This window comes from Burkholderia sp. B10 (assembly GCF_004368385.1).
GTDB classification, from domain to species: Bacteria; Pseudomonadota; Gammaproteobacteria; order Burkholderiales; family Burkholderiaceae; genus Burkholderia; species Burkholderia vietnamiensis.
In genome coordinates this window covers 17,091-28,416 of sequence record NZ_PQMX01000074.1, presented here as the reverse complement: position 1 = coordinate 28,416, position 11,326 = coordinate 17,091, and the positions used below count along the sequence as shown (strand labels likewise).

Here is an 11,326-nt window from a genome sequence, read left to right as displayed (position 1 = left end):
CCCATCGGCTTCGGCCCGGATGCCGAACAATGCATGCTACGAGACACCACGCACGCATTCACATGGCCTCCACGACTGCAAACCCGCCTGCCGACAAGCCGGCTTCGTCCGGCAAGTTCAAGCGCATCGCGCTGATCGCCGTCATCGCGCTGGGCGCGGCCGCCGCCGCAGCCGGCGGCATGTACGTGTTCCTGAGCAAGGCGGGCGTCGGCCATTCGAGCGCGCCGGCCGAACCGCCGCCGCTCGCGGCGCCCGTGTTCTTCCCGCTCGACCCGCTGACCGTCAACCTGCAGTCGGACGACGGCATCCAGCACTATCTGCGCGTCGGGCTGTCGCTGAAGCTGACCGACCCGAAGGCGCAGGAGGAGCTGACCGCGCGCATGCCGGAGATCCGCAGCCGGATCCTGCTCGCGCTGTCGAACAAGCATCCCGAGGAGCTCGCGACGCCGGACGGCAAGCAACTGCTCGCGAAGCAGCTGCGCGAGCTGGTCGAGCAACCGACGCAGCCGGGTAACCAGCGCGCGAAGGTGGACGCCGTGCTGTTCACCGAATTCGTCGTCCAGTAACGCGGCCGCAAAAGGAGCGCGCATGGGCCACCAGGAGTTCATGTCCCAGGAGGAGGTCGATGCCCTCCTCAAGGGCGTCACCGGCGAAACCGACTCGATCGACGAGCAGCGCGACACGTCGGGCGTTCGCCCCTACAACATCGCGACGCAGGAGCGGATCGTCCGCGGCCGGATGCCCGGCCTCGAGATCATCAACGACCGCTTCGCGCGTCTGTTGCGGATCGGCATCTTCAACTTCATGCGGCGCACGGCGGAAATCTCCGTGAGCCAGGTGAAGGTGCAGAAGTACAGCGAGTTCACCCGCAACCTGCCGATTCCGACGAACCTGAACCTGGTGCACGTGAAGCCGCTGCGCGGCACGTCGCTGTTCGTGTTCGATCCGAACCTCGTGTTCTTCGTCGTCGACAACCTGTTCGGCGGCGACGGGCGCTTTCACACGCGCGTCGAGGGCCGCGACTTCACGGCCACCGAGCAGCGGATCATCGGCAAGCTGCTGAACCTCGTGTTCGAGCACTACACGACCGCGTGGAAGAGCGTGCGGCCGCTGCAGTTCGAATTCGTGCGCTCGGAGATGCACACGCAGTTCGCGAACGTCGCGACGCCGAACGAGATCGTGATCGTCACGCAGTTCTCGATCGAGTTCGGGCCGACCGGCGGCACGCTGCACATCTGCATGCCGTATTCGATGGTGGAGCCGATCCGCGACGTGCTGTCGTCGCCGATCCAGGGCGAGGCGCTCGAAGTCGACCGCCGCTGGGTGCGCGTGCTGTCGCAGCAGGTGCAGTCGGCCGAGGTCGAGCTGACCGCGGATCTCGCGGAAATCCCGGCGACCTTCGAGAAGATCCTGAACCTGCGCGCAGGCGACGTGCTGCCGCTGGAGATCGACGACACGATCACCGCCAAGGTCGACGGCGTGCCGGTGATGGAATGCGGCTACGGCATTTTCAATGGTCAATATGCGTTGCGCGTGCAGAAGATGATCAGCGCGGGCGACACGATGAAGGAAGGTGGATATGAGTGAGCTGAACACGACGACGCCCGAACTCGACGCGCAGGCCCTCGCCGACGCGGCGCTCGCGGAATCGGCCGCAGCGGCGACCCCGGCCCCGGCCGCGCCGGCGGCAGCGCCTGCCGCGGACGAAGAACAGGGCCTCGACGACTGGGCCGCCGCGCTCGCCGAGCAGAACGAGCAGCCGGTGGTGGCCGGCGCGACCGGCGCCGGCGTGTTCCAGCCGCTGTCGAAGGCCGCGGCGAGTTCGACGCACAACGACATCGAGATGATTCTCGACATCCCGGTCAAGATGACCGTGGAGCTGGGCCGCACCAAGATCGCGATCCGCAACCTGCTGCAGCTCGCGCAGGGTTCGGTCGTCGAGCTCGACGGCCTCGCCGGCGAACCGATGGACGTGCTCGTGAACGGCTGCCTGCTCGCGCAGGGCGAGGTCGTGGTGGTCAACGACAAGTTCGGCATCCGGCTGACCGACATCATCACGCCGGCCGAACGCATCCGGAAGCTGAATCGGTGAACGTCGTGAAGGCCGCCCGCCGCGCCCACCGCTTCGCCGTCGCCACCCTCCCGGCCCTCCTGGCCGGGGCGGCGGCGCTCGCGAGCAGCGGCGCCGGCGCGGCCGACATGAACGCGGTGAACCACGCCGGTTCGATCGCGTCGAGCGTGATGGTCGGCTCGGCCGCGCCGTCGCTCGGCGTCGGCGCGGTGCTGCAGACGCTGGTCGGGCTCGCGGTCGTGATCGGCCTGGTGTTCGGCTGCGCGTGGCTCGCGCGCCGCTTCGGGTTCCAGCCCGCGCGGCGCGGCGGCCCGCTGAAGGTCGTGTCGAGCGTCGGGCTCGGCGCGAAGGAAAGCGCGACGATCGTCGAGATCGGCGACACCTGGCTCGTGCTCGGCGTCGCGCCGGGCAACGTGCGCCTGCTGCATACGCTGCCGGCCGGCTCGGCGCCCGACGCGGCCGTCGTGTCGACGTCGCCCGGCGCCGGCGCCGCCGACGCGAACGCGTCCGGCTCGTTCGGCGCGCGGTTTCGCGACGCGCTCGCCGGCGAAGCCGCGAAGCGCTTCGGGCGCGGCAAGGAGCGCTGACATGGCGCCGCGTCACCCATCCGTACCCGCATTCCGATGAAACACGACTTCCTGCGTCACGCGGCGCGCTTCGCGCCCGTGCTGATCCTCGGCCTCTTCCCCGCGCTCGCGTGCGCGCAGGCGGCCGGCCTGCCCGCGTTCAACACGAGCCCGGGCCCGAACGGCGGCACCACCTATTCGCTGAGCGTGCAGACGATGCTGCTGCTCACGATGCTGTCGTTCCTGCCGGCGATGCTGCTGATGATGACGAGCTTCACGCGCATCATCATCGTGCTGTCGCTGCTGCGTCAGGCGCTCGGCACCGCGACGACGCCGCCGAACCAGGTGCTGCTCGGCCTCGCGATGTTCCTCACCTTCTTCGTGATGTCGCCGGTGCTCGACAAGGCCTACAACGACGGCTACAAGCCGTTCTCCGACGGCTCGCTGCCGATGGAGCAGGCCGTGCAGCGCGGCGTCGCGCCGTTCAAGGGCTTCATGCTGAAGCAGACCCGCGAGACCGATCTCGCGCTGTTCGCGAAGATCTCGAAGGCCGCGCCGATGCAGGGGCCGGAGGACGTGCCGCTGTCGCTGCTGGTGCCGGCGTTCGTCACGAGCGAGCTGAAGACGGGCTTCCAGATCGGCTTCACGATCTTCATTCCGTTCCTGATCATCGACCTGGTGGTCGCGAGCGTGCTGATGTCGATGGGGATGATGATGGTGTCGCCGTCCACCGTGTCGCTGCCGTTCAAGCTGATGCTGTTCGTGCTGGTCGACGGCTGGCAGCTGCTGATCGGCTCGCTCGCGCAGAGCTTCACGTAAGCGGAGGAAGACGCGATGACACCCGAACAGGTGATGACGCTGGCGCACCACGCCATGATGGTCGGCCTGCTGCTGGCCGCCCCGCTGCTGCTGGTCGCGCTCGCGGTCGGTCTCGTCGTGAGCCTGTTCCAGGCCGCGACGCAGATCAACGAATCGACGCTGTCGTTCATCCCGAAGCTGCTCGCGGTCGCGGCGACGCTCGTGATCGCCGGCCCGTGGATGCTGACGACGATGCTCGACTACCTGCGGCAGACGCTGCTGCAAGTCGCGACGCTCGGCGCCGGCTGAGCGGCCCGCGCGGCCCCGCTTCCCCGCGATGTTCTCGGTTACCTACGCGCAGCTCAACGGCTGGCTGACCGCCTTCCTGTGGCCGTTCGTGCGGATGCTCGCGCTCGTCGCGACGGCGCCCCTGGTCGGCCACGGGGCGGTGCCCATGCGCGTGAAGATCGGCCTCGCGGCGTTCATGGCGCTGGTCGTCGCGCCCACGCTCGGCGCGATGCCCGGCGTGACTGTGTTCTCCGCGCAGGGCATCTGGATCATCGTCACGCAGTTCCTGATCGGCGTGTCGATGGGCTTCACGATGCACCTCGTGTTCGCGGCCGTCGAGGCGGCCGGCGACTTCATCGGGCTGTCGATGGGGCTCGGCTTCGCGACCTTCTTCGATCCGCATTCGAACGGCGCGACGCCGGTGATGGGCCGCTTCCTGAATGCGGTCGCGATGCTCGCGTTCCTCGCGGTGGACGGCCATCTGCAGGTGGTCGCGGCGCTGGCCGCGTCGTTCCAGACGCTGCCGGTGTCGGCCGAGCTGCTGCATGCGCCCGGCTGGCATACGCTCGCCGCGTTCGGCGTGACCGTGTTCCAGATGGGGCTGCTGCTCGCGCTGCCGGTCGTCGCCGCGCTCCTGATCGCCAACCTCGCGCTCGGCATCCTGAACCGCGCGGCGCCGCAGATCGGCATCTTCCAGATCGGCTTCCCGGTCACGATGCTGGTCGGGCTGTTGCTCGTGCAACTGATGATCCCGAACCTCGTGCCGTTCGTGTCGCACCTGTTCGACATGGGCCTCGACGGGATCGGCCGCGTGCTGCAGGGCTGGCGCTGACGCGGCCGCGCCCGCCCCATTTGCTGGAAAACCCCTAACCGAATCGCCGTGTCGCGAAAGGTTGCGGAAGGCTTCGCGTCCCTATACTCGTCGTGACGATGCGCCACGCATCGCGCCATACGAATACAACGAAGGAGACGACCCGATGCGACCCATCCTGCGCACCCTCGCCGTTGCAGCCAGCCTGAGCTGCGCGCTCGCCGCTCACCCCGCGCTCGCCGACGACGGCGGCAAGATCACGATCATGGTCGGCGGGATCGCCAAGCTCATCTATCTGCCCGCGCGGCTCACGCAGGAACTCGGCTACTTCAAGGCCGAAGGGCTCGACGTCGAGCTGCTGTCGCAGCCGGCCGGCGTCGATGCCGAGAACGAGCTGCTGGCGGGCGCCGTGCAGGGCGTCGTCGGCTTCTACGATCATACGGTCGACCTGCAGAGCAAGGGCAAGGAAGTGAAGGCGATCGCCGTGTTCGGCCAGGTGCCCGGCGAGGTCGAGATGGTGTCGACCAAGGCCGCGCCGACCTTCAGGACGATGGCCGACGCCAAGGGCAAGACGCTCGGCGTGACGGGCCTCGGCTCGTCGACCAGCTTCCTCACGCAATATCTCGCGCTGCAGCGCGGCGTGCCGTCGACGCAGTACACGATGCTGCCGGTCGGGGCCGATGCGAGCTTCATCGCCGCGATCAAGCAGGGCCGCATCGACGCCGGGATGACGACCGAGCCGACGGTGTCCGCGCTCGAGAAGATGGGCGACGCGAAGGTGCTGGTCGACATGCGCACCGTCGAAGGCACGCGCGCCGCGCTCGGCGGCACCTACCCGGCCGCGAGCCTGTACGTGCAGTCCGCGTGGGCCGATTCGCACAAGGCGGAAGCGACCAAGCTCGCGCACGCGTTCGCGAAGACGATGCAGTTCATCCACACGCACAGCGCCGAGGAGATCGCCGCGAAGATGCCGGCCGATTACCAGAAGGACAAGGCGCTGTACGTGGCTGCGCTGAAGGCGTCGCTGCCGATGTACACGGCCGACGCGAAGATGCCGGCCGACGGCCCGGCGACCGTGCTGAAGGTGCTGTCGGCGTTCAACCCGTCGGTGAAGGGCAAGCACATCGATCTGGCGCGCACCTACACCAACGACTTCGTGAATGCCAAATGAGTGCGCAATGAGCGCGCCATGAACGCGCCATGAACGCGCGCGGTGCCCGCGCCGGCGGCCGGCTGCCGCCGTGCGCGCACCGCAGGCCCGGCTGACCGGCCCGGCGCCGCCGCTGCGGCGCCCTCTTCACCCGCAGGACGAATGCGATGAACCAGGCAGTTTCCCCGAGCACACCGGCGATCGAGTTTCGCAACGTGTCGTGCCGCTTCATTTCGCCGGAAGGCCGCGCGACCGTCGCGCTGCGCGAATTCAGCATGAGCGTCGCGCGCGGCGAGTTCATCGCGATCGTCGGGCCGACCGGCTGCGGCAAGTCGACCACGCTGAACCTGATCACCGGGCTGCTGAAACCGGCGTCGGGCGAGGTGCGCGTGATGGGCCGGCCGGTCGACGGGATCGACCCGCGGATCGGCTTCGTGTTCCAGGCCGACGCGGTGTTTCCGTGGCGCAACGTGATCGACAACGTCGCGGCCGGCCCGCTGTTTCGCGGCCGCTCGAAGGACGTCGCCTACGCGCAGGCCGACGAATGGATCCGCAAGGTCGGCCTCGACAAGTTCGCGAAGCACTACCCGCACCAGCTGTCGGGCGGGATGCGCAAGCGCGTCGCGCTCGCGCAGACCTTCATCAACCAGCCGGAAATCCTGCTGATGGACGAGCCGTTCTCCGCGCTCGACATGCAGACGCGCACGCTGATGCAGGACGAGCTGCTGCAGCTGTGGTCGGCGAACAAGGGCTCGGTCGTGTTCGTCACGCATGATCTCGAGGAGGCGATCGCGCTCGCCGACCGCGTGTTCGTGCTCACCGCGCGCCCTGCGACGCTCAAGCGCGTGTACGAGATCGACCTGCCGCGCCCGCGCGTCACGTCGGAGGTGCGCTACGACGCGCGCTTCATCGAGATTTCGAAGGACATCTGGCACGACCTGCGCGAAGAAGTGCAGATCGGCTGACGCCTGCGCCGCCCGCGCACGCGACCCACCGCCAAGGACAGGAGCATGACCGACATGACGCTTCCCCCCACCGCCCTGCCGGCGACCACGCTCGAGGACGACGAGCGCGCCGCGCAACGCCGGCTGCGCCGCCGGCGCAATCTGATCGTCGCGCTGCGCATCGCCGTGCTCGTCGTCGTGCTCGGCGGCTGGGAGCTCGCCGCGCGCCTGAAGTGGATCGATCCGTTCTTCTTCTCGATGCCGTCGCTGATCTTCGAGCAGATCCAGGACTGGTTCGTCAACGGCACGTCGCAAGGCCCGCTGCTCACGCAGGTGTGGGTCACGCTGGAGGAAACCGCGATCGGCTTCGTGATCGGCTCGGTCGCCGGCGTGATCTGCGGCATCGTGCTCGGCCGCAACAAGCTGATGGCCGACGTGTTCGGCCTGTACATCCAGATCGCGAACTCGATTCCGCGCGTGGTGCTCGGCTCGGTGTTCGTGATCGCGCTCGGCCTCGGGATCGCGTCGAAGATCGCGCTGGCCGTCGTGATGGTGTTCTTCGTCGTGTTCGGCAACGCGTTCCAGGGCGTGCGCGAAGCGGACCGCTACCTGATCGCGAACGCGCAGATCCTCGGCGCGTCGCGCCGGCAGATCACCACGTCGGTCGTGATTCCGTCCGCGCTGAGCTGGATTCTCGCGAGCCTGCACGTGAGCTTCGGCTTCGCGCTGGTCGGTGCGGTGGTCGGCGAATTCCTCGGCTCCAAGCAGGGCATCGGGCTGCTGATCTCCACCGCGCAGGGCGCGTTCAACGCGAGCGGCGTGTTCGCGGCGATGATCGTGCTGGCCGTGGTCGCGCTGGCCGCCGACTACCTGCTGACGCGGATCGAGAAGCGCCTGCTGAAATGGCGTCCCGCCGCGTTCTGAGCCGCGCCCGGCCGACCGCATCCACGAACCGCGCGAACCGCACGAACCGCGCCGGCCGCCCCTGCGCGGTTCGGCGTTGAGGAGACGCCATGGCGCACAGCCTGCGCGGGCGGCTGCTGTGGTGGTTGCTGCTGCCGCTCGCGGCCTTCGTGCTGATCGCCGGCGCGATGTCGTACGACACCGCGCGGCGCACGGCCGCGCTCGTGCAGGACAGCGCGCTGATCGCATCGGCGCGCACGATCGGCGAGGACGTCGAATGGCGTAACGGGCTGCCGGTCGCCGACGTGCCGCCGGCCGCGCTGGAGATCTTCGAGTCGCCGTCGCGCGACTCGGTGTTCTACAAGGTGAGCGACGGCCACGGCCGGCTGCTCGCGGGCAACCCGGCGCTCGACGCACCGGCGCGGCACCGCGCCGAGCCGACGCTGTACGACACGACGCTCGAGCATGTGCCGCTGCGCGCCGTCGCATACGATCGCCAGCTGTACGACGAGGGACGCGTCGAGACGGTCACGGTCGTCGTCGCGAAGACGGCGCGCTCGTACGACGCGATGGTCGCGACGATCTGGCGGCCGCAGCTGCTGCGCCTGTCGCTGATGCTGGTGCTCGCGATCGTGCTCGTCTATCTCGGCCTCACGCTGGAGCTGCGGCCGCTGATGAAGCTGAAGGACGACGTCGCCGACCGCGGGCCGATGGAGCTGGAGCCGATCCGCCCGGAGCGGCTGCAGCACGAGCTGCGACCGATCGTCGATGCGATCAACCAGTGCATCGCGCGGCTCAACACGCACACGGCGACGCAGCGGCGCTTCATCGCCGACGCCGCGCACCAGCTGCGCACGCCGATCGCCGTGCTCGACACGCAGATCCAGTACGCGCGGCGGCGCGATCATGGCGACCGCGAGCTGGCGGCGGTGCTCGACAGCATGCAGCGCAGCAGCCGCAAGATGGCCGACGTGACCGACAAGCTGCTGCTGCTCGCGCATGCGGAAGCCACGCCGTCGACGCTGCTCACGCAGCGCGTCGATCTCGCGGCCGTCGTGTCGAGCGTGCTGGAGGAAGCGATCGTGCTCGCGCAGCGGCGCGCGATCGACCTCGGCGCGGATCTCGGCGAGCGGCTCGACGTCGCCGGCAGCGACAGCCTGCTGAGCGCGCTGGTGTCGAACCTCGTCGACAACGCGGTGCGCTACACGCAGCCGGGCGGCTGCGTGACGGTCGCCGCGCGCCGCGACGGCCGCGCGGTCGTGCTCGACGTGATCGACGACGGCCCCGGCATTCCGGCCGAGGCGCGGCCGCACGTGTTCAAGCGGTTCTACCGCGTGTCGGCCGATACCGAGGGCTCCGGCCTCGGCCTCGCGATCGTGCGCGAGATCGCGCAGGCGCACGGCGGCAGCGCCGTGCTCGCGCCGGGCCCGGGCAATCGCGGTATCGTCGTGACCGTGCGGCTGCCCGCTTACGACTGAAGATACGAATCGCCATGAAACTGCTGCTGGTCGAAGACAATGCCGAACTCGCGCACTGGATCGTGAACCTGCTGCGCGGCGAGGACTTCGCGGTCGACTGCGTCGGCGACGGCGAGCGCGCCGACACGGTGCTGAAGACGGAGCGCTACGACGCGGTGCTGCTCGACATGCGGCTGCCCGGCATCAGCGGCAAGGAAGTGCTCGCGCGGCTGCGGCGCCGCAACGACAACGTGCCGGTGCTGATGCTGACCGCGCACGGCTCGGTCGACGACAAGGTCGACTGCTTCGGCGCGGGCGCCGACGACTACGTGGTCAAGCCGTTCGAATCGCGCGAGCTGGTCGCGCGCATTCGCGCGCTGATCCGGCGACAGGCCGGCGTCGGCACCGCGCAGCTCGTGTGCGGCGACCTCGTCTACGCGTTCGGCACGCGCGAGTTTCGCTGCGGCGACGCGCTGCTCGCGCTGCGGCGCCGCGAGCATGCGATTCTCGAAACGCTGATGCTGCAGCAGAGCAAGACGGTGTCGAAGGCGCGGCTGATAGACAGCGTGTTCGCGCTCGACGACGAGCCGAGCGCCGATGCGATCGACATCTACATCCACCGACTGCGCAAGCATCTCGCGGGCAGCACGGCCGAGATCATCACGCTGCGCGGCCTCGGCTATATCCTGCGCGCGAAACCCGCGCAGCACTGACGCCCGCTCTCTCACGCGCCTCGCGCGCCTCGCGCGCCTCGCGCGACAATTCGTAGTACGGAAATTCACAACCGTCCCGGCGATGCATTGCGCGGCCCGCTGCCGCTCGCGTGCGCGACCTGCCTTCGTCGCGGCTTCGGTGTTTTCACCGACGCAGATGCTTGCCGCGGGAAAGCGGCGTGAAGGATTGCACCTTCTACGATGCTACGCGTCGGCCCCATGCGGCCGTCACCATGCGGCGTACGTTTCGTACCGCCAACGAATTGACTTCAATGCGGCAGCCCGGAGGAGACGATCTTGAAACGAACCACCCTTGCCCTTTCCATCGCGGCGACAGGCCTCTGCGCCGGCACCCACGCGCACGCGCAGTCGAGCGTGCAGCTGTACGGGCTGATGGACCTGAGCTTTCCGACCTACCGGACCCACGCCGATGCGAACGGCAATCACGTGATCGGCATGGGCAACGAAGGCGAGCCGTGGTTCAGCGGCAGCCGCTGGGGCCTGCGCGGCGCGGAAGACATCGGCGGCGGCACCAGGATCATCTTTCGCCTCGAGAGCGAATACGTGGTCGCCAACGGCCAGATGGAAGACGACGGCCAGCTGTTCGACCGCGACGCGTGGGTCGGCGTCGAGGATCCGCGCCTCGGCAAGCTGACGGCCGGCTTCCAGAACACGATCGCACGCGACGCCTCGGCGATCTACGGCGACGCGTACGGCGCCGCGAAGCTGACGACCGAGGAAGGCGGCTGGACCAACTCGAACAACTTCAAGCAGATGATCTTCTACGCGGCCGGCCCGACCGGCACGCGCTACAACAACGGCGTCGCGTGGAAAAAGGTGTTCGGCAACGGCATCTTCGCGAGCGCCGGCTACCAGTTCAGCAACTCGACCGCATTCGCGACCGGCTCCGCGTACCAGGTCGCGCTCGGCTACAACGGCGGACCGTTCGCGGTGTCCGGCTTCTACAACCACGTGAACCACGGCGGCTTCACCAACCAGACGTTCTCGGTCGGCGGCAACTACGCGTTCAGCATCGTGCGCCTGAACGCCGGCTACTTCCGCTACAACGACGACCAGGGCTCGCTCGGCCAGCGCCACGACGATTCCTGGACGGTGTCGATGAAGATCGCGCCGCGCGGCCCGCTCGACTACGAGCTCGGCTACCAGCAGATGCGCGTGAAGAACGCCGCATACAACGCCGACGGCTTCGTGCCGAACGCCAACCTCGGCGCGTTCAGCCTGACCAGCGGCGTCGGCAACGGCTTCAAGGAGACGCTCTACGGGTCGGTGTTCTACCACCTGAGCAAGCGCACCGAGGTGTACCTCGCCGGCGACTACATGAAGCTGCATGGCGGCTACACGGTGGCGTCGACGTTCGGCGCGAAGAACCAGCTCGAGCTGACGTCGGGGATTCGCACGCGCTTCTGACCGGACCGGGGCCGCCCGGCCCCGTATCGCGCGCGCCCGATACGCGCGGCGGGCACGGCGACGCCCTCGCGCCGACCGTGCCCCTTTTTTCTGCCGTCGCTGCCGCAGCACCGCATCTGCCGCGACCCGCGCGTCGTGCGCCGGCCGCGAGGCCCGCCCCGACGCGCCTCGCGGGCCGCCCGACGGGCGTTTCCCGG

Annotated in this window: 13 protein-coding genes; all 13 read left to right on the top strand. The window is 68.7% G+C overall.

Annotated elements, in window-relative coordinates:
• The first annotated feature begins 29 nt into the window (after positions 1 to 29).
• Positions 30 to 566: a flagellar basal body-associated protein FliL gene (gene fliL / locus C3Y15_RS26430; protein WP_046425506.1), complete on the top strand. Its 537-nt coding sequence runs from the start codon at positions 30 to 32 to the stop codon at positions 564 to 566.
• A 22-nt stretch (positions 567 to 588) separates the two neighbouring features.
• Positions 589 to 1,587 carry a flagellar motor switch protein FliM gene (fliM, locus tag C3Y15_RS26425; protein ID WP_011882756.1) on the top strand — a complete coding sequence of 333 codons (999 nt, stop codon included), beginning with the start codon at positions 589 to 591 and terminating at the stop codon, positions 1,585 to 1,587.
• The gene (fliN, locus tag C3Y15_RS26420) at positions 1,580 to 2,092 is read left to right on the top strand and encodes a flagellar motor switch protein FliN (RefSeq protein WP_014722132.1); all 513 of its coding nucleotides are present in this window, start codon (positions 1,580 to 1,582) and stop codon (positions 2,090 to 2,092) included. The genes fliM and fliN overlap by 8 nt, the downstream gene beginning before the upstream one ends.
• On the top strand, positions 2,089 to 2,658 hold the full coding sequence (gene fliO, locus C3Y15_RS26415; protein WP_034193006.1) for a flagellar biosynthetic protein FliO: 570 nt from the start codon (positions 2,089 to 2,091) through the stop codon (positions 2,656 to 2,658). The genes fliN and fliO overlap by 4 nt, the downstream gene beginning before the upstream one ends.
• Positions 2,659 to 2,694: 36 nt before the next feature.
• Positions 2,695 to 3,456: a flagellar type III secretion system pore protein FliP gene (gene fliP / locus C3Y15_RS26410; protein ID WP_011882753.1), complete on the top strand. Its 762-nt coding sequence runs from the start codon at positions 2,695 to 2,697 to the stop codon at positions 3,454 to 3,456.
• 15 nt (positions 3,457 to 3,471) lie between these two features.
• On the top strand, positions 3,472 to 3,744 hold the full coding sequence (gene fliQ, locus C3Y15_RS26405) for a flagellar biosynthesis protein FliQ (protein ID WP_011882752.1): 273 nt from the start codon (positions 3,472 to 3,474) through the stop codon (positions 3,742 to 3,744).
• A gap of 28 nt (positions 3,745 to 3,772) precedes the next feature.
• A complete protein-coding gene (gene fliR, locus C3Y15_RS26400; RefSeq protein WP_059735484.1) occupies positions 3,773 to 4,555 on the top strand; it encodes a flagellar biosynthetic protein FliR in 783 nt (260 codons plus the stop codon).
• Between the two features lie 145 nt (positions 4,556 to 4,700).
• Complete coding sequence (locus tag C3Y15_RS26395) at positions 4,701 to 5,705, top strand: ABC transporter substrate-binding protein (protein ID WP_059459581.1); 1,005 nt, start codon at positions 4,701 to 4,703, stop codon at positions 5,703 to 5,705.
• 146 nt (positions 5,706 to 5,851) lie between these two features.
• Complete coding sequence (locus tag C3Y15_RS26390) at positions 5,852 to 6,649, top strand: ABC transporter ATP-binding protein (protein ID WP_011882749.1); 798 nt, start codon at positions 5,852 to 5,854, stop codon at positions 6,647 to 6,649.
• Between the two features lie 45 nt (positions 6,650 to 6,694).
• Positions 6,695 to 7,552, top strand: coding sequence for an ABC transporter permease (locus tag C3Y15_RS26385; protein ID WP_124260013.1), 858 nt, complete (start codon positions 6,695 to 6,697; stop codon positions 7,550 to 7,552).
• A gap of 89 nt (positions 7,553 to 7,641) precedes the next feature.
• Positions 7,642 to 9,009: a sensor histidine kinase gene (locus C3Y15_RS26380; protein WP_059621831.1), complete on the top strand. Its 1,368-nt coding sequence runs from the start codon at positions 7,642 to 7,644 to the stop codon at positions 9,007 to 9,009.
• A 14-nt stretch (positions 9,010 to 9,023) separates the two neighbouring features.
• Positions 9,024 to 9,701 carry a response regulator gene (locus C3Y15_RS26375; RefSeq protein ID WP_014722126.1) on the top strand — a complete coding sequence of 226 codons (678 nt, stop codon included), beginning with the start codon at positions 9,024 to 9,026 and terminating at the stop codon, positions 9,699 to 9,701.
• A 297-nt stretch (positions 9,702 to 9,998) separates the two neighbouring features.
• Entirely contained in the window at positions 9,999 to 11,129 is a 1,131-nt protein-coding gene (locus tag C3Y15_RS26370) for a porin (protein ID WP_124260012.1), read from the top strand.
• Positions 11,130 to 11,326: the final 197 nt, after the last annotated feature.